The sequence below is a fragment of the Pedobacter sp. ok626 genome, assembly GCF_900100435.1.
Classification (GTDB): domain Bacteria; phylum Bacteroidota; class Bacteroidia; order Sphingobacteriales; family Sphingobacteriaceae; genus Pedobacter.
Genome location: NZ_FNEX01000004.1, coordinates 271894 through 295248 on the forward strand (window position 1 = coordinate 271894; position 23355 = coordinate 295248).

Sequence of the window (23355 nt, forward strand, 5' to 3'; positions counted from 1 at the left end):
ATCATTATGAAAAAAAATACAAAAAGAATGCTTGTTATCGCTGCCATCATTATAGTGCTTGGCGGTATTTGGTTCATTACTACTAAAAAGAAAGAAAAACCGATAGTGCTGCCTACCGAAGTACCAACTTATGGTTACATCGCCCAAACCGTTACGGCAACCGGTACCATTCAACCCGTAGATACCGTAGCCGTAGGTACCCAGGTATCGGGCATCGTTAAAGTTATCAATGCCGACTTCAACTCGAAAGTAAAAAAAGGCCAGCTATTGGCGCAACTGGATAAATCACTTTTACAGGCAACGGTAGATCAGGCCAGCGCTACCCTGCGCGCACAGCAAAGCCAGCTGGTTTATAACCAGAATTTTTATAACCGGCAAAAGTTGTTGTATAGCAGTGGCTCGATCAGTAAGCAGGATTATGAATCGGCATTGAACAATTTTAATTCTTCCAAAGCGGCCGTCGATAATGCTTCTGCGGCGCTTCGCTCGGCTGAAAAAAACTTGTCGTATACCGATATCTATTCGCCGGTAGATGGTGTGGTGCTTTCGCGCAGTGTCAGCCTTGGCCAAACCGTTGCAGCAGCATTTAGTACACCGACGCTTTTTGTGATCGCTAAGGATATTTCAAAGATGCAGGTGATGGCAGATGTGGACGAGGCCGATATCGGTAATGTGAAAATTGGGAATCGCGTTAGCTTTACGGTAGATGCCTATATTGATGATGTTTTTAAAGGAACGGTGTATGATGTTCGCCTTCATCCAAAGACCACATCAAATGTGGTGACCTATACAACTATCATCTATGCTCCAAACGATAGCTTGATGCTTAAACCCGGAATGACCGCTAATATCAATGTTTATACCAAAGAGGTGAATAACGCAATGATGGTCAGTTCAAAATCGCTGAATTTTGCGCCGGATTCCTCACTAAGAAAACAGTTTATTTTAAAACCAATGGCACACGGTAATAACAGTAATGCGATTACTGGCCTGGGTAAACCCGGGAGCGTGTGGCTCAAAAAAGGTAGTGAGCTGATACAAACGCCGGTGCGCTATGGGCTTGATGACAATACCCACGTCGAGATACTGTCAGGGTTGTCTGTCAAAGATACTGTCGTATCCTCGCTACCGATACCGGTTCAGGCCGAAGCCGGGACTTCTATTTTGCCCAGCCCGGGAGGCGCTGATAAAAACAAAAAGCCGTAATGAAGAAAATATTAGAATTACATGATATAGCGCGGGAATTCCAGATGGGTTCGGAAATTGTTCGGGCACTCAAAGGCGTAAGTTTTGATGTGTTTGCTGGCGAATTTGTGACGATCATGGGTAGCAGTGGCTCGGGCAAAACAACTTTGCTGAATACTCTGGGCTGCCTGGATAAACCAACCAGCGGAACTTACCTGCTTGATGGCGTATCTGTGCGCGAACAGAGTCGAGATCAACTGGCCAAACTTCGCAATCAAAAAATCGGTTTTGTATTTCAGGCCTATAACTTGCTGCCCCGTACCACAGCCCTGGAAAATGTCGAGCTGCCGCTGTTTTATAATCCGATGGTAACGGCAGCCGAGCGACGGGAGCGGGCGGCGAACGCCTTGCAAGCTGTAAAACTGGGCGACCGGATAAATCACATGCCCAACGAAATGTCAGGAGGGCAGCAGCAACGGGTCGCTATCGCCCGTGCACTTGTGAACGAGCCTGTGATGATCCTGGCCGACGAGGCCACCGGTAATCTGGATACGCGCACATCTTATGAAATTATGGCGTTGATGCAGGACCTGAACCAAAGCCAGGGCAAAACCATTGTTTTTGTAACCCATGAACCGGATATCGCTGCTTTCAGCAGTCGTACGATTACGCTCAGGGATGGCCGCGTGGTGAAAGACCAAATTAACCAGCAGGTGCGTTCAGCCAAAGAGATGCTGGCCGCCTTACCCGAAACCGAAGATTACCACATATGAAAGTTTTAAATCTGATCAGGCTCGCGCTATTGGCCCTGCAGCGCAATAAGTTAAGAGCCGTACTTACCATGCTCGGTATCATTATTGGGGTGGCGGCGGTGATTACCATCGGTGCTATCGGCGCTGGATCCACTGCCAGTGTGCATAATTCACTTGCCAGCATGGGCTCCAACCTGGTGATGGTAATGCCCAATAGCAATGCACCGGGCGGTGCGCGTTTGCAGGGCGCCAATGTGGAAACACTGACCGAAAAAGACCTTAATGCCTTAAAAAAAGAAGCTACTTATATTAATGCCATATCGCCCTCATCACAATCCAAAGGACAGGCTATCAATGGTTCACTGAACTGGCCGACCACCATTGATGGCGTGAACCAGGATTATCTTGCCATCAAAAATATATCCCTCAAAGACGGTAAAATGTTTTCGGACCGGGATGTACACACTTACGGAAAAGTTTGCCTGCTGGGTCAAACCGTGGTCGATAATGTTTTTCCAAAAGGTGTCGATCCTGTCGGCAAGATCATCCGTTTTAACAAGATCCCTTTCCAGGTCATCGGTGTACTCAACAAAAAAGGACAAAATACATTCGGGCAGGATCAGGACGATATTATCCTGGCGCCTTATACCACCGTTCAAAAACGGATCATCGCATCCATCTATTTCGGCAGTTTTAATGCCTCGGCCAAATCTGAAAATCTGTCGCAGGCCGCCGCCGATGAAATGGAAAAGATACTCCGTAAGACGCACCGGCTCCGTCCGACCCAGGATAATGATTTTACGGTGCGCACACAGGCCGAACTCATACAAACCCTGAGCTCGATCACCTCGTTGCTGACCGCGTTATTGACCGCCATAGCAGCTATATCGCTAGTCATCGGGGGAATCGGCATCATGAATATCATGTACGTCTCGGTAACCGAACGTACCAAAGAGATCGGGCTGCGCATGTCAATCGGCGCACGCGGCAGGGATATCCTCAATCAATTCTTAACGGAGGCTATTATCATCAGCGTTACCGGCGGCCTCATCGGAATACTAATCGGCGAAACGCTGGCGTTTGTTATCGCTAATGCGCTGAATTGGGAGCCTGTTATTGACAAAGCATCTATTATGGAGGCATTTGGTTTCTGTACACTCATTGGGGTTTTCTTCGGTTATTACCCGGCACTGAAGGCTTCCCGGCTTGATCCGATAGAAGCTTTGCGATATGAATAAAATTTAATATTAATTCAGGAACGAGGCTGACGCCAGCTTTTCATAAAATTGCCGAATGCCTCGCGGTAAGGTTCAGATACCGGAATCGTAGCCCGATCAACCTGCACAGATGTTTTAGTTACGGCTATTACTTTATTAATAGCCACGATAAACGAACGGTGCAGGCGAACAAAATGATTTGCAGGCAGTTTTTGTTCCACCACTTTTAAAGTCATTAGTGTTATTACCGGTTTTGTCTGGTCTTCCAAAAAAATCTTGATGTAGTCAGCCATGCTTTCTACGTACAGGATCTGTGCCACATCGATCCGTATCAGCTGGTAATTGGCATATACGAAAAGGTATTCTGGCTGTGTATCTTGCTCCAATAAAGTAAAATATTCCAGCGCACGGTTGGCTGCACGGGTAAAATCAACAAAACTGAAAGGTTTTAACAGGTAATCCAAGGCAGCTACCTTGTACCCTTCCAATGCGTATTGATCAAAAGCAGTTGTAAAAACGATACGCACCGACCGGCGGTTATCACTACTGGCAACCATACCGGCTAACTCCAGCCCGTTCAGTTCGGCCATCCTGATATCTAAAAAAACAAGCTGTACTTCGGGGTGCTCATTGAGGACATTAAGGGCAGTCATAGCACTGGAACATTTATCAACCAGGTTTAAGAAGGGGGTCTTGGCCACGTAAGCGGCGATCATTTCTAAAGCCACCGGCTCATCATCAACAGCGATACAGTGAATGGTCATGTCAAAGATATTTGAAGTTCGATCCTGAATTCCTGAAGCTCGCGGTCTTCTTTAACATTGAGCTTGTATTTGCCAGGATAGATCAGTTCCAGGCGTCGGCGCGTATTGGCCAGACCGATACCGCTGCCCTCGTCCGTTTCCTTTGCCGGTTCCGTAAATAAAGTATTACGTACCTCAAAGCGCAGCAATCCCTGACATAGCTGCGCCGATATATATATATGGCTTGGCCGTAGCGTACTGATGCCATGCTTAAAAGCATTTTCTACAAAGGGAAGCAGCAGCATCGGGGCCAAAGGGGTATTAATTGGGGCTTCGGGCCGGTTGAAAACGACCCGCACATGTTCAGGCAGACGCAGTTGCATTAACTGCCGATAACTGTCGATCAGCTGTAACTCTTTTTCGAGCGTTGTTGATTGCTGAGGGGTATCGTATAAGACATAGCGCATCATATGCGACAGGGTATAAATAGCCTGGCGAGCTCTCTCAGCATCGATCTCTGTAAGCCCGTAAATGGTATGCAAAACATTAAAGAAAAAATGCGGGTTGATCTGTGAGCGCAAAACAGCCAGTTCGCCCGCGATGCGGTCATTCTCCAGGGCTTTTTCTTTTAAAAGATCGGCCTGGACTTTTCGGGTAACGGATATAATGATAGCTATCCCGATGACGATCATGGTCATGATCATAATGCTGAGGTCGCCTACGGGGGTGTATTGCCCCTCCATTGGAGGATGTCTAGGCGCAAACCTGCGGAGTAATCCCGGCAGGTCTATCAGTTTATCAGCCTGGTGGTTTAAAAGGGGCGCAGTAATACAGATCAGGAAAACGAGTAACGCAAAAATGCCCCCGCGGTTGTTATAAAGTAATTTGGGGATGAGTACCCGAAGATTAAGGTAAAATATACTCACCAGAGCAGTATACAATGCTAATTGCTTGGTCCAGATCTGGATAGGCAGTGAAGAGGTAATGGTCAGTGGTATACATGTGAAAACCAGTAGTCCCAGTAACACTGCAAAATGCACCGAGAAGATAAGGGGACGCAAACCTTTAATTTTAGCTAGAGATAACACGTTACAAATTACCGCCTTTTATTTTCAAAAGCAAAGCATTTCCAATTGCTCTCTTGGGTTTTCTATAGGAACATATCGCCTTTCTGTCGATACACCTTTATAAACAGATCACCAATTGTATTTGTTGCATAAATAACTATCTCGTAAAAACTCAAAGAATATGACCTTAAAGAAGCGAACCAGTTTGCTTGAAATAGGATAGTTGTATACAATTCTCGCAATTTAGAAGAAATTCTTTCGTTCGAGCCCCTTATTGGCACACTGGCGTTGTGAAATCTATATAACTATATAAAGTATAGTTTTGTAGGTTAAAATTTGAATGTAAATATCCTTCATTGGAGGCTATGAAGCCTTGTTACGAAACAATGTATACAAACTTCCTTTCTAATATTAAAGAGAAATAGAAAATTTGGCATTGATCCTTATAAATGAAAGATCAATGCCAAATTTCTGAAACAATAGGACTGGGAACCTTTATTTTCCTTGTACCATTTTTCTAAAGTTGATCACACTTGCTGTCACATCAGGAACACTGTTTTCCCAATTGTATTCGTATTCTGCAGATATAACTCCTTTAAATTTTTGACGTTTTAATTCGGCAATTACGCCGTTAATATTACTTATGCCCGTACCCCAGTGCACATCATGAGCTTTAACATTACCAAATTCATTAAGGTCTTTAAAATGCAGCTGTATTACATGACCTTCTAACTGTTTTAAAGCTGCAATAGGATCTAAGCCCGAACGAACCCAATGTCCAATGTCAGCGCAGGCTCCCATACGTTTACTTTGACCTTTAATGGTATTCAATACAACATCTGGTTTCCAGTAAGTAGATGGGTTGGGGTGATTATGAATCGCCGCGTTAATCTGATATTTATCGCACAGTTGTGAAACCAGGGGGATGTCTTTGTTCTGTGGTTCGCAGGTGATATTTTCGACACCCATAGACTTAGCAAATGCAAATATTTTTTCCCAATCATTGCTATCTTTTGTCGTTATTACGCCGTATGAAACCAAGCGGATCCCCTTTGCTTTAAGCAGTTTTTGTAGATAGGTTTTACTTGTTTCGGACATACGGAAATCCATCTTTTCCTGTATTCCTCCACCGATAATTTGTGAAGGGTAGGCTTCTACAAAATGCAAACCACAACTGTCTATTTTATCTAAAGCCTGAGTAAAAGTAAATCTGTTAAAAGTATAGGCTTGCGCGCCAAGCTTCCAACCTAGACTTACTTCTGGATCGTTTTGTGCAGTGTTTTTAGCGGAATTAAGTCTTGAGCTGCATGATATATAGGTAGTAATGATGATTACAGAAAAAAGTAGCAGTTTGTTGGTGTTTCGGTATCTATTTTTCATGTTGTCTTCTATTTGGTTGTTTAATACTCGTTTTTTTTAGTTATATCTTAGCTAAAGTCCAATATTTTTTTGACTTTTTGTCATATAATAACTTGTTTATATGTGTTTCTGGGTTTTATCCATTAGTTTACGCCTTTTAACAATGATTTTTAAGCGTTGTCTTTTGAGCGATAGATTAATACCTGCCTCCTGATTTTCTCTATGATATAATTTGTAGGCATGGAGCACATCTTTATAATTAAGTATCCCAATCACTTTATTCAAATCCCCGGATGCGACAACCGGTAAAAATTCTTCCCCAGTAGATGCCATCAATTCTACTGCTTTGGAAAGGCGATCACTTTCTTTTAATATAGGAAGATCCTTATGTGCGAGTTCATTAATCATCTGCATTTCGACTGCAATTTTTCCACCTTCACCAAGCACCTGGGCAACAGTTATACCTCTTAACACATCAGGTTCATAGGAGTCTGGGGTGTAAATGCCTCTTCTGGCAATTTTCTCGGTCATGATGGTGTTCTCCATAAAGAAGAAAGAGATCAGGTAGGATGCAGTACAGGCGCCCAATAGCGGAAGCAAAGCATGAGATTGCATGGTCGCTTCCAAGGCAAAGGTGATACTTGTTAAATAGGCTCTGGACGCGCCAGCAAACATCGAGGACATGCCAATTAATGCGGCCATTGAGATGCTGATTCCTGATGCAGGAAAGAATAAAAGGATGATGCTACCCAAAACGGCACCTGTAGCACCACCTATGGTCAATAGGGGAGCAAGGGTTCCACCAGATGTTCCACTTCCAAGAGCGATGGCCCAGGAAAGGAATTTAAAAAAGCATAAGCTAAGCATCAACGCGAGGGAAGCTTTTCCAGATAACATACTGATGATGTTATCATAGCCAACGCCCAGGGTATGGGGGGCAAAGTAGCCTATTGTGCCTACCGCAAGTCCACCTATTGCTGGCCACCACATCCAATGGATAGGTAGTTTCTCAAAGGTATCCTCAATCCAGTAAACGATTTTAGTGAGTCCTAAGGACATAAAACCAATAATTATACCTATTGCACTGTAAATACCCAATGCCATATTTGACGGGCTCTGTAAATCAGGCATTGGAAATACCGGCCCCGATTCGAAAAGTAGTTGATGTCCTGCAGCTCCTGTGATACAGGCAAGTGCTACAGGTAAAATTGCCTTCGGGGAAAACTCAAAAAGTAACAATTCAATGGCCAGGAAAATCGCTGCGATAGGGGTGCCGAATATGGCCGACATCCCAGCTGTTGCACCTGCCGCAAGGATAATTTTACGTTCATTGGAGGTGATTTTAAATAACTGTCCAATGGTTGAACCTAATGCACCGCCGGTTGCGATGATTGGTCCTTCGGCACCAAAGGGGCCACCTGAACCGATGGCAATGGCAGATGAAATTGGCTTTAGAAATGCAATGGATGGCTTGATTTTGCTTTGATTGGTAAGAACTTGTTCCATTGCCTCAGGTATTCCATGCCCCCTGATGGCTTTAGAACCAAATAAAGCCATGAGCCCAACCAGGACTCCCCCTGATGCTGGAAGAATGATGACCCATAGCCCGAGATGGTTGTTGGCCGGACTGTTAAAAGAGAAATCAAAGTTTCCGTAGAAACAGATGTTGGTGACTAAGTTAATCAGTAATACCAAACCTTTGGCGATGATGCTGATTAAAATAGCCACTGCAATGGACAACAAAGATATTTGTAATAAACGCTTTTTCATTTTGAACTTAATTGTTATTTATTGCTGTATCAATTAAAGCAGCTGTTTTCTAAGCCGGTGCAAAGGTATGGTTTGTTATTTGTATTTTTAAACATTATTATTGTTTGTGATATATTTATATTGTATTAATATTTTTTTTATTATATTTTTATATTGTTTTAGCAATGTTTTGCTCGTTTTGCGTTTTCTGTGTTGAACATTGGGGGATTGTCTTAAAAGTTGCATATTTGAGGCATGAAAGAATGCAGTGATTTATGTGATCTTAAAAGTTGTTTCTTATGTAAGCTTTGTTTGCCGGAATGGTTACCTGCACTTGCGGTTAAGAAACGTAATTTTGAAGTGAAGAAAGGGGAGCTGCTATTTAATGAGGGAGATGCTGTAAGCGGAATTTATTTTGTTTACACAGGAAACTTTAAAGTTCATAAAAGGTGGGATAAGGAAAAGGAACTGATTATTCGTTTTGCCACCTCTGGAGATATTGTAGGGCATATGGGATTAGGCGAAAAGCTTTTTTATCCTGTTTCGGCTACGGCATTAGAACCTTCAGTAGTTTGTTTTCTGGAAATGGATTTTTTCGACGTTACGCTTAAGGTAAATGCTAACCTCACCTATGAGCTCATGAAATTCTTTGCGAATGAACTCCAGAATTCACACAGAAGTATGCGAAATTTGGCACATATGTCGGTGAAGGCACGCATAGCGCAAGCCTTTGTTTCTCTGGGACACCAGTTTGGGATAGATGAAAATGGCTTTATTGGTGTAGAAATGAGCAGACAGGACATCTCTTCATTTGCTGGAACAACCTACGAGACCTTATTTAAAGTGCTAAATGAGTTTGCAAAACTTAAAATTTTAACCATAACAGGCAGAAAGATCCAGGTCTTGGATGAAACTAAATTACTGGAAATTATCGCTAACGACAATGTTTAGTTGGAAACATCGTCATTTTTAATAGATCTTGTACTCTTTTTAACAGCATCCTTAAGCTTTCCAAAGCTGTAATTGAGGCTAACCTTGAAGGAGCGAAAGTAGGAAATGTCGGTTGAGGTTTGTTCAAATTCGGATCCAGTCAACTGAATTATATTTGATCTGTACTTCATAAATGGATTGTTGATCGTGGCGGAGCAGCTGAGCCTGTTGGCAATGAGCTCCTTGGATAAGCCAAAAGAGGAACTGCTCTGATAATTAGTTTCGCGCTGAAGTGTGAAGCTTCGGCTTTTGTAGTTCATACTAGCGCTGGCTCGCCATCCTTTATTTAACTTAATACCGCTATTTATGCCCAGGGAATACATTACCCCACTAGTGCTGATGGATCCCTTTCCGTCGGTACCCTCAATTTTACCATACATTACTTTTCCATTGGCCGAAAAATTCCAGGTTTTTGTGATCGGATAGTTAATGCTGATGTTGGAACTCAGTAGTTTGGCAGATCCTGTGTTCTGATAAGCGATGCGGGTAATATTGCTGACTGGATCATAGATAGCAACCTGGTTGATCAAGGAATTGAACACCGTGTAATCAAGATTAATATTCATAAAAGCCTTTTTTTGCAGACTGTAGCCGAGTTGAACACCATTGGCTACAATAGGACGGAGCGTTGGATTGCCACTAGTTTCCACATTAGGATTTGACCTGTTTACAAAAGGATTCAGTTGATAAATTCCTGGGCGTTGGATTCGCTGTGTGAAACCCATATTAAGCGTTGAAGCGATCCCTAACTTGTGGCTGATGGCTATGGCAGGTAATAGATTCATTTGCTTTTGGGAAACACTAGTCTGGCTGCTCATAAAATCAGCATGGATTTGTGTATACTCCAATCTAAATCCAGCTTTAACATTTAAGCGGCCTAAACTGAATTGATAAGTATTATAAGCTGCATATACATTCTGACTGTTTTCAAAATTATTACTTCTTAGTGGGTCGATCTCGAAATTGGCAAGCGTGTTGTTGAAATTTAAATAATGAAAATTACTGCTGTTGCTTCTAAAAATGCTCTTAATTCCAGCTTCAATGCCTATTTTCTTGAAAACAGTGACGTAGTCGAGCTGAATGGTATGTTCGGCTGAATTGCCCTTATTGTATTGTCGATAATCTGTTTGATCAAAATTGAGCTGCTGAGAAAAACGGATATCGTTATCGCTTTGATAGCCATATGTATAAAAACGGTAGGACAGCGTAAGTAGTTGTTTTTTATTTTTAACAGAACCCAACTGATAATTTAGCGAAGCATCTGTGCCGTTTCCATTGCCTATGCTTTTATTATTCAGTAAATACTGCTGCATTGATTGCCCTGTTGTAGCGCTCAGTTGTGTACTATAACCACTTTCTTTGCTTCCACTAACGTTTAAAGAGGCTGATAGTAAATTTAGACTATCTATTTCATAACTAAGTTCCGTGCCAAAGTAGCCGCTGTGACTATCTTTTTTCTTCGAATTATCCTGGTTTAATATCGTATTGGTGGAGGTTCTATGGTTGTAGTCAGAAGAGATCGGTGTATTATAGATACCACCACCATTAAAAGCGGTGAAACCGAACTTCCCTAATTTTGCTGAAAACGAGCTCCCTGCTCCAGGCCCACCAGTAGGGGTAGTCGCATTCAGATTAATAGTTCCATTGTATCCAGGAGATAGTTTTTTGTTTGTGATGATATTGATAATCCCGACTAGTCCTTCCGCATCATATTTTGAAGGGGGAGTTGTGATGACCTCGACCCTTTGAATCGTTGAAGCTGGCATACTACGCAATACTTCTTTTAGATTTCTCTCCATCATGGCCGAAGGTCTTCCATTGATTAGGATTTTATAGTTGGAGCCGCCCTTTAACTCAAGGTTGTCATCCGCATCTACACTGAGCATAGGAATCTTTTTCATCATCTCCAGCATACTATTCGATTTGCTATCCGGATCAGCTTGAAGATCATAGCTGATCCGATCAATTTCCTGCTTAATCAGTGATTTTCTGGTAGATATGGTTACATTAGATAGCGTGGTGGCCGAATCTGTAGCTTTGGTTGTTGGTATTGCTTTTTTCTGAACATTCTGCGCAGCACTGATTGCTGGTAGAAAAAATAGGGCAATAAGAATCCCTATTACGGAAATTGTGTTTTTCGTAAGCATGGCAATTGAAATAAAATTTTACTTCTGCTGTTTTTTCATGATGAGGTAATAGGTTAGAAAACCTAAGGCGACACTAATCAGTACTACGCCATACGGAACGCTGGACTCATCAGCTGGATAGGGAAGGAATTCTATCAGAATGAGCCCTGCTCCACCAAACAAAAATACCAGCCCCCATTTAAGTACCTCTGAGCCTAAGCCAGAAAGACTCATTAAGAATTTTAGGCTATTGTCATCTATTGGACCTAAATCGATGATTCTTTTTTTAAGTCTATAGTTATAAAGAGCGATAATGATGACCGCGATTACGATGCAGATGGCTATAGGGGTCAGAAAGATGATTTCTTTTTTCATGTGTTGATCTGTTTATGGCAATTAGACAATTGTCGATGGAATAAAGTTGCAGTTTAGTTATTTTTTGAAGTAACAGTTTCTTTGAAATAGTTCTTTTTTATCGTGATATGATCGAGGTACTGGATCAGAAAAAGTAATGGGAAAGCGACGATGAAGATCCATTTATGTTCACTTATTGATTTGGTAATATGCGTATCATAGGCTTTGTCTAGCAGTAGTAAACCAAGAAACAATAGGGCCATGGCCGCAACAAAGATGAATGCCCAACCAGTATAAAACCTGATCCTGTTTTTACGTTGCAATTGATGTTGTAGCTTGTTGCGTAGTTTTGCAGCAAAATCCATCCTTAATCCTTCTTCGGGTGGGGTAGCAAGGGCATTGAATACTATTTTTTGTATGTCCTCTTCACTATATTTCTTCATCATACTTCATTTTTTAAGTAATCTTCCAATTTCTCTTTTAGTAGTTTTCGACCACGGAAGAGGTAGCTTTTTATTGTTCCCTCAGGGAATGAGGTAACTTGTTCGATTTCCTGATAAGAAAACTCCTCCAAATGGAATAATGTAAGCACCATTCTGTATTGGTGCGGCAGTTGGGCCATCAGATAATTGATGTATTTATTTACGTCCTTTTTTATCAATTCATTTTCAGGGTCAGTAAGTGTGAAATGATAATTTTCAATATCCTCCGGATATTGATCGAAACTATCTCTTTTATTTTTTTTGATGTGGTTTAGTGCCGTTGAATATGCGATTCGTGCAATCCAGGTTGAAAGCTTAGACTGATAGTTGAAATTCTTCAGGCTTTTGAAAACCTTGATGAATACTTCCTGGCAAATATCCTGGGCATCGTCGTTACTATTCACAAGCTTAAAGCAGATGTGAAAGACTAACCTTTCATATTGTTTTACCAATTGATCAAAGGCCCTGAGGTCGCCATTAAGAATTTTAGGGATTGTTATCCTTTCATCAAACATCAACTATTAGACAATTGTCAAAGAAAGAATGTTGCAAAAAAAACCGATTTATTTTTAAGTGTTTTTACCCCATAATAATTTTTTTCAGGTTTTTATGAGGTCGAAATTGAAGCGGTATGCACAGCGCTCATCAGTTTTACTGCTATACTATTGCTAGATAGGTTTGAATTGGATTTTACCGAACAAGGTCCGAACGAGGTCCGAGCCAGACCGGAGTTTGGTACGACCATGTTAAGAACGAGGGTACTAGTCTCCTGCAGGGCTGATTAAGATTTGATTTAAAATTGGAATTGCCCGATTTTGCTGGTTTTTTCAAATCCAAATTTGGGCTTTTATTGAAATATCTAGAATCGATATCGCAATCTTATGTTAAAAAAAAGCACCCTCTAGGTGGATGCTTTTTTGATGTCCTGGGCTTAGCTAAGTTTTACTTTCGTTGCATTTAAGCCTTTTTTACCATTTTCAACCTCGTATGTAACGTGGTCGTTTTCTCTTACCTTATCAATAAGGCCTGTAACGTGTACAAAAATTTCTGGGTCACCATTTGATGGTACGATGAATCCAAATCCTTTTGACTCATTAAAAAATTTTACTGTTCCTTCTGGCATTGCAATGTCAATTTAAATTTTAAGTATAGGTATTATTATAGTATTGGTGTTAAACAATAATGCAATATAATATTTTTTGACGCTTCAAAACAAATTAAATTATGTCTGAACGGCTCTTTCTCTGAAATTTGTCCCCTTTGGGACTTAATCTCGGTAAAAGGATGCTAATTAAAGAGATACCTTGCAATTGTAAGTTTTACTATTACTTTTGAAGGATTAATATTAACGTATCATATTTTGTTTACCACAGAAAAATCATCGCATGAAGTGGCTCAGGAAGATATTGAAGCCGTTGTTCAATTACTGAGCAGGGTTTATCCCATGAGCGAATCGCTAATTCAAGAGTTTTATACCAATATTATCGCTTTGGATCTTGGTAAAAATGAAGTTTTGGTAGAAGAAGGCTGTGTTTGCCATTATATGTACTTTATTAAGAAGGGTGCACTTATGGGACGGGCAACCCACAACGGCAAACAGATTGTAACCTATATATCTGTAGAGAATGAGTTTGTCAGTTCTATTTCCGGTCTGTTTGGTGATAACGTGTCAAAAGAAGCCATTGTGGCTGTGGAGGATGTGAGCTTATTGGCCATGCACTATGACACGCTTCAAAGATTGTTTTTATCTCATTTTGATCTTAACTTTTTATTCAGGGTAATGGTCGAGCAGTATTATAAAGATGCTCAGGAGCGTACTTATATTGTTAGGGTTGGAAATGCCAAAGAAAGATATTTATACTTCATTAAAAACAAACCTGGATACCTTGAACGATTGCCGCTGGAGTGTGTTGCTTCACTTCTGGACGTAAAGCCGTTAACCTTAATTAAAATTCAGAAGCAGCATGCTTTATCCTTAAAAAAAGATGAAGAGACAGAATCCTTATACCGCAAAATTGAAGAACACATTAAAGTTCATGAAACTTTTAGAAGGCAAGACATTTCTTTAAGGATTCTGGCGGATGAGCTCGATATTTCGCCAAATAAACTATCATCAGTTTTAAATCACTATTATAAGTTAAGGTTTGTTGATTTTATCAATACTTATCGGGTCAATTATATTAAAACCCTAATGGCTAATCCAGAAGCTGTCCAGTATTTTACCATTGAAGCATTAGCAGGGAATGCCGGTTTTGCGTCAAGAAGTGCATTTTATAGTGCTTTTAAAAAATTGGTAGGTATAAGTCCCATTCAATATGCCCGAAATATTAAAACAGAAAAACTAGTTTAGTCCTTATCAGGTTCTTAGTCAGCGCGTTTTCTTTTGGGATAATAAAAGTTTGTCCTGTTTAATGAATCAGGACAAGGTTGTTCGCATTCTGGAAAAAATGCGCTTTAATTTCGTGTTCGTAAAATTAGATTCCGTACATGAGAAAAATCCTTACTTATTCCATATTTTTTATTCTTGCTTACCTTTGCTCAAATTCTAAATTATATGCCCAACCAGGTAATGCGCTCCGCTTTACCGGTACACAATATGTAACCGTTCCCGCTAAAAGTACCAGGATTGCAGATAACTTTACCGTAATGGCTTGGGTAATGCCGGAAAGCACCTCTGGTGCGATGCACATTTTTAGTACCCGGGAGACTGGTGATGGTTCTTTTGATATGCAAGTTGTTGACGGGAATAGGCTACATGCAGATATAGGAAATGGCAGTGGTTTTATGACTACTGCCGCAGATGCCGCTTTTAAGTATATCAGTAATCAGTGGCTGCATATTGCCTATACGGTGTCGCCAACAGGATATAAAATCTATGCAAATGGTATAGAGGTTGGTGCTGGAACATTTTCGGGAAGCCCCTTGTTACTTGATGCCACGCATAAGATTGTTATTGGTAAAAATGCAACTGAAAACACCTATTTTAAAGGAAAAATAGATGAGGTAAAGGTGTATAGCGCAACGCTTACGGCTGCAGATGTAAAGGCTGAGATGTTGAATACAGCTTCATCTTTGCCCACGCAATTGCTGGCTTACTATAATTTTGAGCAGTCAGGAAGTACGTTAAATGATCTAAGCGGGAATGGTTATGATGGAACTGTGACTGGTGCAGGATCATCATGGGTAGAGAGTTACGCCATGGTTATGGCAGAAGGGCCTACAACTACGGGAATAGGGCCTAATGAGTTTACGGCCAACTGGACAGCGACAGCTAATGGAATTGTAGACAATTACCTGTTGGAGGTGTCGACTAGGTCAGATTTTACTGAGCCTATAGTCGGCTCACCCTTTACGGTAACAGGAACCTCGAAAACGGTATCTGCTTTATCGGACGTTACTTATTATTATCGGGTAAAGCCAGATAAAGCAAGTGTCACTGGGCAAGGAGTATGGTCCGAAATAGTGACGGCTACTACGGTAACAGCTTTTGACAAACTTTCCGCACTTACCCTTAGCGGAGGGGGATTGTTACAGCCATTTTCGACAAATCAACTCTCATACACTGCAATTGTTGCTGCAAGTTCGGTAAAGCTGGTTGCTACACAAGGTAATCCGGCTGCCCTGATAGAAATGGATATCAATGCTGGGGGATTTCAGGGTTTGACCTCTGGAAGCCAAAATGTTGTTCCCCTGAACATAGGAATGAATACCATTAAAATAAAGGTCAGCGATGGTCCTGCTAGTAGAATCTATACCATAATGGTAAGTCGGATCACACCCATTAAAAGATATGTAAAACAAGTGGGAACAGGGACCAAAGACGGACTCTCCTGGCAAAATGCATCGGATGATCTCCAGTTGATGATTAACAATTCAATTGCTTTTGATTCTGTTTTCGTTGCAGCCGGTACATATCAACCCAATCGTAAACCGGAAGACCTGAATTTGATCACGATTAAGGATCAGCTTAATTCGTTTTTGTTGAAAGCAGATGTGATGGTTTATGGAGGTTTTGCGGGAACTGAAACCCGTTTGGCCGAAAGAGATTTGACGCAAATGGCTAACAAAAGTATTTTAAGTGGTGATTTTAACAATGACGATGTGCGGGTGGGGGCTAAGAGTACTTTTGACATTGTTAACCGGGGTGATAATGCCTACCATGTCGTATTTAGTATGGGCGAAGTTGGACAGGCCATATTAGATGGTTTTACCATTACTGGGGGCAATGGAAACTATGGGATATACAGGACGATAAATGGTATCCAGTTTGTAAATTCTGATGCCGGTGGGATGGTCCTAAAGTCTTCTTCACCAAGGTTAAGAAACCTGAATATTATAGGCAACTATGGGGATACAGGAGGGGGGATGAATATAGAAAGCTCACAGCCAATCATGGACAATTTGGTGATCAGCTGGAATAAAACAAATGGTTTTGGAGCGGGCATAGAAAGTAAAACTTCTTCATTTACCCTTACCAACTCAAGCATAAGTGACAATGCCGCAATCTACGGACCTGGTGGTGGTAGTGGTGGTGCTGTATCCATAAGAGTCGGAGCCCCTGTATTTAAGAATGTTTTGATGACTAGAAACTATAGCACGCAATATGGGGGTGCAGTATATTCTGAATCTGCATCTCCGATAATTATTAATTCTATCGTTTCGGAAAATGAGGCGCTTCGTTTTGGTGGTGGGATCTCTTACCGCATGGCTTCTTCTCCTCAACTGACTAACGTATCCATTATTAATAATAAAAGTGAGCGGGGCGGTGGTTTATTTATTTCTGAAATGTCTCCAATTTTAACCAATGTAACCATTGCCGGAAACTATGCAAGTATACGTGGCGGGGCAATGGAAAATTTTTTTACAAATGATGTTGTGATCCGTAACAGTATCATTTGGAGCAACAGTGGTCCGGATGCAAAGATTTACAATCGTACCAGTTCTCCAACTATCAGTTACAGTTTATTGCAGGAAGCCGCTCCAGGAACGGGAAATCTCAGTGTAGATCCGCTTTTTAGAGATGTCCTTAAAGGTGATTATCGTATACAGCTGGGTAGTCCTGCCATTAACGCAGGTAACAATACTTTTTTCAACTCAGGCCAGAGTCCGGATCTTTCAGCAATTATGACCGATGTGAAAGGGAACCCCAGAAAAGCAGACGGAACAATCGATATGGGGGCTTATGAGACACAAATACTTTCGGCAGCTTTAAATTTCGACGGGGTTGACGATAAAGTAACTTTCGCAGCTCCGGCCGCGACTATAAGTGGCAGTTTTACGGTACAGGCTTGGGTACGTCCAACTGATGTCAGTAAAACTATGCATATCCTCAGTACCAAATCAACAGGTGGGTTTGGCTTTGATATTCAACTTAAAAATGGAAATACCATTCATAGCAATATCGGTAGCAGTGGGGGCTGGCTTTCCAATGCTGCGGATGCTACTTTTGATTATAGTACTGGCCGTTGGATGCATATTGCTTATATCGTATCACCTACAGGATATCAAATTTATATCAATGGAGAGCTGGCTGGTAATGGAACTTTCTCAGGGATACCCCTGTTAATGGATGCCAACCATATTTTACAATTGGGTAACAACGATACGGAGAACACTTATTTTAAAGGCGATCTTGATGAAGTTAGGATTTATAATAAGGCTATGAGTCAGGCCAATATTCAAGCAGATATGGTGAGTACCTATCCGCCTATGTATTCAGATTTAGTAGCCTGGTTTGATTTTGATGAGGGACAAGTACAGGGAAACAATATAGGCATTGTTACCTTAAAAGATAAAAGTGCCAAGGTTTATGATGGGACGCTGAATAGTTTTGCTGCAACAGGAGTAACTAGCAATTGGGTAGAGAGTTACGCAATGGTTGTACCAGGCACAGCTCCAGCCTTGAGTTTATCTGAATCTAGCTTTGAAGCAAAATGGCTTTCGCCAGAAATAGGTAAGGTAGACAATGGCTATGTGTTACAGATGGCTACTGATGCCAATTTTACTATGCCAGTTATCGGTTCTCCTTTTACGGTTTCAGGCGCCTCACATACCTTTACTGGTTTAGCATTAGGTACAAATTATTATTATAGGGTAAGTGCAGATAAATTGAGTGTTACAGGAACAGGCGCTTTTTCCAAAACCATGGTAGCTACCATGCAGAGCTACACACCACCTGGTAATGCACTAAATTTTGACGGTTCCAAGGATTATGTAAGTGTGCTGCCGCAGGCAAGAGTTGTTTCAGGGAATTTTACTGTAATGGCTTGGGTAAGGCCCACAAATGCAACTAAAACTATGCATATTATCAGTACCAGAGAAAGTGGTGACAACTCTTTTGATATACAATTGGTTGGGGGTAATAAAATACATGCGGATATAGGAACCGGCAGTTCATGGATGACCAATACCGCAGATGCCAATTATAAGTATGAAGTAAACCACTGGTTGCATGTGGCTTATGTGGTTACGCCTACAAGCTTTAGAGTTTATGCAAATGGAATAGAAGTTGGAAGTGGAAGTTTAAGTGGTAATCCTTTGCTTCTGGATGCGACACATTATCTTACGATTGGTAAGAGTACAAATGAGAGTACTTTTTTTCAGGGTGATATAGATGAAGTGAAGATTTACAGTTCTGCTTTGTCGGCATTAAATATACAAACAGATATGTTGAACACCAACCCTGTTCAACCATCCACACTAGTCGCTCATTATAATTTTGATCAAGGTATTACAAGTCAAAGTACCGTTCTTACTGATCAGGGAACTTTTGGATACAACGGTACCTTGTCTGATTTCTCCCTGATAGGGCCACAAAGCAATTGGGTAGAAAGTTATGCTATGGTTTTACCTGTACCAACAAGCCAGACAGCTGTGTCTGCGACTGGATTTACAGCAAACTGGACAAGCCCGGCAGTGGGGACGGTAGATAATTATATACTTGACGTAGCAACAGACAAAAACTTTGTTTCGCCGGTGATAGGGTCTCCATTTACTGTAACAGGACTTTCACAGAGTATTACTGGTTTATCTCAAACTGACAGTTACTATTATCGGCTAAGGGCTGATAAGAATAGTTTAACAGGTCATGGTGCATATACGCCTACCACAACTGTTACCTTAATTAATGCGAATCTTTCCGCATTGTTGTTAAGTGAGGGGACGCTGTCTCCGGCTTTTTCATCTGCTGTTTTAAATTATACCGCTGCTGTTCCGTTCGAAACAAGCTCCTTAACTATAACTCCTACAGCTGCTTTTGTTAATTCTAGTATTGAGGTTAGCGTTAATGGAAGCGCAGCACAAGCTGTTGTTAGTGGCGCAGTTTCAGATCCCTTGTCTTTAAATGTAGGAAGCAATACCATTATTGTGAAAGTGACTGATGAACTCGGAATTACCGTTAAGGAATATACAATTACTGTTACAAGGGCACTTGAAGATCAGGTCATCATTTTTGCGGCACTGATAGCTAAAAACTTAGGTGATCCAGATTTTAACTTAACGGCAACGGGTGGCGGATCCGGGAATCCGGTAACTTATACCAGTTCAAACCATACGGTTGCTACCGTAAGCGGAAATGCGGTAACCATTGTTGGCGTGGGAACGACTATGATAACGGCTTCACAAGCCGGTAATGCTGCTTATAATGCAGCCCCTAATGTACCCCGTTTATTAACTGTAGGAAAAGGTACGGCTACACTTAGTTTAAGCAACTTAACTGCGGTTTACGATGGCACGCAAAAATCTGCAACCGTAACTACTAATCCTGTTGGTTTATCGGGTGTTTCCATTACCTATGATGGTTCAACCATTGCACCAATTGCAGTTGGAACTTACGCTGTAGTTGCCAGTTTAAGCAATGCAGACTACACAGCCGCTGATGTAACAGGCAGTTTGGTAATTGGCAAAGGAACAGCTACGCTTTCTCTTAGCAACCTGACCGCTACTTACGATGGTACAGCAAAATCTGCAACAGCAACAACCAATCCTGCCGGTTTATCTGGTGTTTCGATTACTTATAATGGATCAACAACCCTGCCTATAGCTGCGGGTACCTATGCCGTAGTGGCTAGTTTAAACAATGCGAACTACACGGCCGCTAATGTGACGGCTGGTTTAGTGATTGGTAAAGGAACAGCTACACTTACCTTAGGTGGCTTGACTCAGACTTATGATGGTACCGCAAAATCTGCAACAGTGACGACTAATCCAGCTGGATTATCTGGAGTCTCTATTACCTATGACGGATCGACAACGTTGCCAACAGCCGCGGGTACGTATGTCGTAGTTGCCAGTTTGACTCATGCAAATTATACGGCAGCTGATGTAATAGGTAATTTGGTGATTGGTAAAGGAACGGCCTCTCTTACCCTGGGCAATTTGTCTCAAGCTTATGATGGAAGTGTGAAATCTGCCACAGTGACGACTAATCCTGTTGGCTTATCTGGTATTTCGATTACCTATGATGGCTCTACTACTATACCAACTGCTGTGGGGACTTATGCTGTAGTGGCCAGTTTGACTAATGCGGATTATACAGCAGCTGATGCAACGGGCAATTTAGTGATTGGTAAAGGGACAGCCACACTTGCATTGAGCAATTTGTCTCAAGCTTATGATGGAAGTGCGAAATCTGCCACAGTGACGACTAATCCTGTTGGATTATCTGGTGTCTCCATTACTTATGATGGATCGGCAACTTTGCCAATAGCTACGGGTACTTATGCGGTAGTGGCTAGTTTGACTAATGCGAATTATGCAGCTTCTGATGTAACAGGTAGTTTAGTGATTGGTAAAGGAACAGCTACGTTAACCTTAAGTGGTTTAACTGCCACTTACGATGGCACCGCAAAATCGGCGACGGTTGCCACTAATCCTGTTGGGTTATCCGGTGTCTCCATTACTTATGATGGATCGGCAACTTTACCAACAGCTGCGGGTATTTATGCCGTAGTGGCTAGTTTGACTAACGCAAACTATACGGCCGCTGACGCAACAGGTAGTTTGGTGATTGGTAAAGGAACAGCGACACTTACACTTAGTAATTTGTCTCAAACTTACGATGGTACGGGAAAATCTGCAACAGCAACTACTAATCCAATTGGGTTATCTGGTGTCTCGATTACTTATGATGGATCGGCAACTTTACCAACAGCTCCGGGTACTTATGCCGTGGTGGCTAGTTTGACTAATGCAAATTATACAGCAACTGGTGCAACAGGGAGTTTGGTAATCGGTAAAGGAACGGCTACTCTTACACTGAGCAATTTGTCTCAAGCTTATGATGGCACAGCGAAATCGGCAACGGTGACGACTAATCCTGTAGGATTATCTGGTGTCTCGATTACTTATGATGGATCGGCAACTTTGCCAACAGCTGCGGGTACTTATGCTGTAGTGGCTAGTTTAAACAATGCCAATTATACCGCAACGGATGTAACAGGTAATTTAGTGATCGGCAAAGGAACTGCGATACTTACACTTAGTAATTTGTCTCAAGCTTATGATGGTACTGCAAAATCGGCAACAGTAACAACTAGTCCTGCAGGTTTGTCTGGCGTTTCAATTACCTATGATGGTTCCACTACTATACCAACCGCTGGGGGTACTTATGCTGTAGTGGCTAGTTTGAGTAATGCGAATTATACAGCAGCTGATGTAACGGGCAATTTAGTGATTGGCAAAGGGACGGCTACACTAACTTTAAGTGGTTTGACTGCTACTTACGATGGTACAGGGAAATCTGCAACAGCGACAACTAATCCTGCTGGATTATCTGGTGTCTCTATTACCTATGACGGATTAGCACCTTTGCCAACAGCTGCGGGTAGTTATGCTGTAGTGGCTAGTTTAAACAATGCCAATTATACTGCAGTGGATGTAACAGGTAATTTAGTGATCGGCAAAGGAATTGCTACGATTTCATTAAGCAATTTGTCTCAGACTTACGATGGGACTGCAAAATCTGTTACGGTTACGACTAGTCCTGCTGGTTTGTCTGGCGTTTCAATTACCTATGATGGATCGGCAACTTTGCCAACAGCCGCGGGCACTTATGCCGTAGTGGCTAGTTTGACTAATGCAAATTATACAGCAGCTGGTGCAACAGGGAGTTTGGTAATCGGTAAAGGTACGGCTACTCTTACACTGAGCAATTTGTCTCAAGCTTATGATGGCACAGCAAAATCGACAACGGTGACGACTAATCCTGTAGGATTATCGGGTGTTTCGATTACTTATGATGGATCTGCAACTTTGCCAACAGCTACGGGTACCTATGACGTAGTGGCCAGTTTGAGTAATGCAAATTACACAGCCGCTGATGCAACAGGTAGTTTAGTAATTGGCAAAGGAACGGCCACTCTTACGCTGAGCAATTTGACTCAGACTTATGATGGTACAGCAAAATCTGTAACAGCGACAACCAATCCAGTTGGGTTATCCGGTGTCTCGATTACTTATGATGGATCGGCAACTTTACCAACAGCTGCAGGTACTTATGCTGTAGTTGCTAGTTTAAACAATGCCAATTATACCGCAACGGATGTAACAGGTAATTTAGTGATCGGCAAAGGAATTGCTACGATTTCACTAAGCAATTTGTCTCAAACTTACGATGGTACGGGGAAATCTGCGACAGCAACTGCTAATCCAGTTGGGTTATCCGGTGTCTCGATTACTTATGATGGATCGGCAACTTTACCAACAGCCGCGGGTACTTATGCTGTAGTGGCTAGTTTGACTAATGCAAATTATACAGCGGTTGATGCAACAGGTAGTTTGGTAATCGCTAAAGGAACTGCTACGCTTGCATTGAGCAATTTGACTCAAGCTTATGATGGTACTGCAAAATCTGCAACAGCAACTACTAATCCAGTTGGGTTATCTGGTGTCTCGATTACTTATGATGGATCGGCAACTTTACCAACAGCTGCGGGTACTTATGCGGTAATTGCTAGTTTAAACAATGCGAATTATATGGCAACCGATGCAACAGGTAGTTTAGTGATTGGCAAAGGGACAGCGACACTTGCACTTAGCAATTCATCTCAAACTTACGATGGTACCGGAAAATCGGCAACAGTGACCACTAATCCTGTTGGGCTAACTGGTGTCTCCATTACTTATGATGGATCCGCAACTTTACCAACAGCCGCGGGTACTTATGCTATAGTGGCTAGTTTGACAAATGCGAATTATGCAGCTGCTGATGTAACAGGCAGTTTAGTGATTGGTAAAGGAACGGCTATTCTTTCTCTTAGCAACCTGACCGCTACTTACGATGGTACAGCAAAATCAGCACAGCAGCTGCTAATCCTGTTGGCCTAACTGGTG

15 protein-coding genes are annotated in these 23355 nt (G+C 41.8%); 6 read left to right on the top strand and 9 right to left on the bottom strand.

Annotated elements, in window-relative coordinates:
• The first annotated feature begins 6 nt into the window (after positions 1-6).
• From BLS35_RS07640 to BLS35_RS07650, 3 genes are read left to right on the top strand one after another with little or no spacing between them, the layout of a single operon-like run.
• Positions 7-1206, top strand: a complete 1200-nt coding sequence (locus BLS35_RS07640) for an efflux RND transporter periplasmic adaptor subunit (protein WP_090779442.1) — start codon at positions 7-9, stop codon at positions 1204-1206.
• Positions 1206-1958, top strand: a complete 753-nt coding sequence (locus tag BLS35_RS07645; protein WP_305790695.1) for an ABC transporter ATP-binding protein — start codon at positions 1206-1208, stop codon at positions 1956-1958. The genes BLS35_RS07640 and BLS35_RS07645 overlap by 1 nt, the downstream gene beginning before the upstream one ends.
• Positions 1955-3175, top strand: a complete 1221-nt coding sequence (locus BLS35_RS07650) for an ABC transporter permease (protein ID WP_090779446.1) — start codon at positions 1955-1957, stop codon at positions 3173-3175. Before BLS35_RS07645 ends, BLS35_RS07650 begins: the two co-directional genes overlap by 4 nt.
• A gap of 14 nt (positions 3176-3189) precedes the next feature.
• Here BLS35_RS07650 and BLS35_RS07655 read toward each other — a convergent pair whose 3' ends face one another.
• The 4 genes from BLS35_RS07655 to BLS35_RS07670 form a co-directional block, all read right to left on the bottom strand.
• On the bottom strand, positions 3190-3918 hold the full coding sequence (locus BLS35_RS07655) for a LytR/AlgR family response regulator transcription factor (RefSeq protein WP_090779448.1): 729 nt from the start codon (positions 3916-3918) through the stop codon (positions 3190-3192).
• Positions 3915-4640, bottom strand: a complete 726-nt coding sequence (locus tag BLS35_RS07660) for a sensor histidine kinase (protein WP_132225918.1) — start codon at positions 4638-4640, stop codon at positions 3915-3917. Before BLS35_RS07660 ends, BLS35_RS07655 begins: the two co-directional genes overlap by 4 nt.
• A gap of 819 nt (positions 4641-5459) precedes the next feature.
• Positions 5460-6344, bottom strand: a complete 885-nt coding sequence (locus BLS35_RS07665) for a sugar phosphate isomerase/epimerase family protein (RefSeq protein ID WP_090779452.1) — start codon at positions 6342-6344, stop codon at positions 5460-5462.
• 96 nt (positions 6345-6440) lie between these two features.
• The gene (locus BLS35_RS07670; protein ID WP_090779454.1) at positions 6441-8093 is read right to left on the bottom strand and encodes a chloride channel protein; all 1653 of its coding nucleotides are present in this window, start codon (positions 8091-8093) and stop codon (positions 6441-6443) included.
• A gap of 234 nt (positions 8094-8327) precedes the next feature.
• Between BLS35_RS07670 and BLS35_RS07675 the strand changes: the two genes are divergently transcribed.
• Positions 8328-9023, top strand: coding sequence for a Crp/Fnr family transcriptional regulator (locus tag BLS35_RS07675; protein WP_090779457.1), 696 nt, complete (start codon positions 8328-8330; stop codon positions 9021-9023).
• Here BLS35_RS07675 and BLS35_RS07680 read toward each other — a convergent pair.
• The 5 genes from BLS35_RS07680 to BLS35_RS07700 all read right to left on the bottom strand — a co-directional run bounded on the left by BLS35_RS07680 (position 9020) and on the right by BLS35_RS07700 (position 13147).
• Positions 9020-11209 (bottom strand): outer membrane beta-barrel family protein, encoded by a 2190-nt coding sequence (locus BLS35_RS07680; protein WP_090779459.1) that lies wholly within the window; start codon positions 11207-11209, stop codon positions 9020-9022. The genes BLS35_RS07675 and BLS35_RS07680 overlap by 4 nt on opposite strands.
• An 18-nt stretch (positions 11210-11227) precedes the next feature.
• Entirely contained in the window at positions 11228-11563 is a 336-nt protein-coding gene (locus BLS35_RS07685; protein ID WP_090779461.1) for a hypothetical protein, read from the bottom strand.
• Positions 11564-11616: 53 nt separating this feature from the next.
• On the bottom strand, positions 11617-11988 hold the full coding sequence (locus tag BLS35_RS07690) for a hypothetical protein (RefSeq protein WP_090779463.1): 372 nt from the start codon (positions 11986-11988) through the stop codon (positions 11617-11619).
• Entirely contained in the window at positions 11985-12539 is a 555-nt protein-coding gene (locus tag BLS35_RS07695) for an RNA polymerase sigma factor (RefSeq protein ID WP_090779466.1), read from the bottom strand. Before BLS35_RS07695 ends, BLS35_RS07690 begins: the two co-directional genes overlap by 4 nt.
• A gap of 416 nt (positions 12540-12955) precedes the next feature.
• Positions 12956-13147 (bottom strand): cold-shock protein, encoded by a 192-nt coding sequence (locus BLS35_RS07700; protein ID WP_090779468.1) that lies wholly within the window; start codon positions 13145-13147, stop codon positions 12956-12958.
• A 237-nt stretch (positions 13148-13384) separates the two neighbouring features.
• Here BLS35_RS07700 and BLS35_RS07705 point away from each other — a divergent pair, with 237 nt between their 5' ends.
• A complete protein-coding gene (locus BLS35_RS07705; RefSeq protein WP_090779470.1) occupies positions 13385-14374 on the top strand; it encodes a helix-turn-helix domain-containing protein in 990 nt (329 codons plus the stop codon).
• A gap of 137 nt (positions 14375-14511) precedes the next feature.
• A complete protein-coding gene (locus tag BLS35_RS07710; protein WP_090779472.1) occupies positions 14512-23349 on the top strand; it encodes an MBG domain-containing protein in 8838 nt (2945 codons plus the stop codon).
• Positions 23350-23355: the final 6 nt, after the last annotated feature.

What these genes read in the sequence shown, in the direction of transcription:
- BLS35_RS07640 (WP_090779442.1), top strand. Translation starts at nt 7, where the DNA reads ATGAAAAAAAATACAAAAAGAATGCTTGTTATCGCTGCCATCATTATA.
- BLS35_RS07645 (WP_305790695.1), top strand. Translation starts at nt 1,206, where the DNA reads ATGAAGAAAATATTAGAATTACATGATATAGCGCGGGAATTCCAGATG.
- BLS35_RS07650 (WP_090779446.1), top strand. Translation starts at nt 1,955, where the DNA reads ATGAAAGTTTTAAATCTGATCAGGCTCGCGCTATTGGCCCTGCAGCGC.
- BLS35_RS07655 (WP_090779448.1), bottom strand. Translation starts at nt 3,918, where the DNA reads ATGACCATTCACTGTATCGCTGTTGATGATGAGCCGGTGGCTTTAGAA.
- BLS35_RS07660 (WP_132225918.1), bottom strand. Translation starts at nt 4,640, where the DNA reads ATGGAGGGGCAATACACCCCCGTAGGCGACCTCAGCATTATGATCATG.
- BLS35_RS07665 (WP_090779452.1), bottom strand. Translation starts at nt 6,344, where the DNA reads ATGAAAAATAGATACCGAAACACCAACAAACTGCTACTTTTTTCTGTA.
- BLS35_RS07670 (WP_090779454.1), bottom strand. Translation starts at nt 8,093, where the DNA reads ATGAAAAAGCGTTTATTACAAATATCTTTGTTGTCCATTGCAGTGGCT.
- BLS35_RS07675 (WP_090779457.1), top strand. Translation starts at nt 8,328, where the DNA reads ATGAAAGAATGCAGTGATTTATGTGATCTTAAAAGTTGTTTCTTATGT.
- BLS35_RS07680 (WP_090779459.1), bottom strand. Translation starts at nt 11,209, where the DNA reads ATGCTTACGAAAAACACAATTTCCGTAATAGGGATTCTTATTGCCCTA.
- BLS35_RS07685 (WP_090779461.1), bottom strand. Translation starts at nt 11,563, where the DNA reads ATGAAAAAAGAAATCATCTTTCTGACCCCTATAGCCATCTGCATCGTA.
- BLS35_RS07690 (WP_090779463.1), bottom strand. Translation starts at nt 11,988, where the DNA reads ATGATGAAGAAATATAGTGAAGAGGACATACAAAAAATAGTATTCAAT.
- BLS35_RS07695 (WP_090779466.1), bottom strand. Translation starts at nt 12,539, where the DNA reads ATGTTTGATGAAAGGATAACAATCCCTAAAATTCTTAATGGCGACCTC.
- BLS35_RS07700 (WP_090779468.1), bottom strand. Translation starts at nt 13,147, where the DNA reads ATGCCAGAAGGAACAGTAAAATTTTTTAATGAGTCAAAAGGATTTGGA.
- BLS35_RS07710 (WP_090779472.1), top strand. Translation starts at nt 14,512, where the DNA reads ATGAGAAAAATCCTTACTTATTCCATATTTTTTATTCTTGCTTACCTT.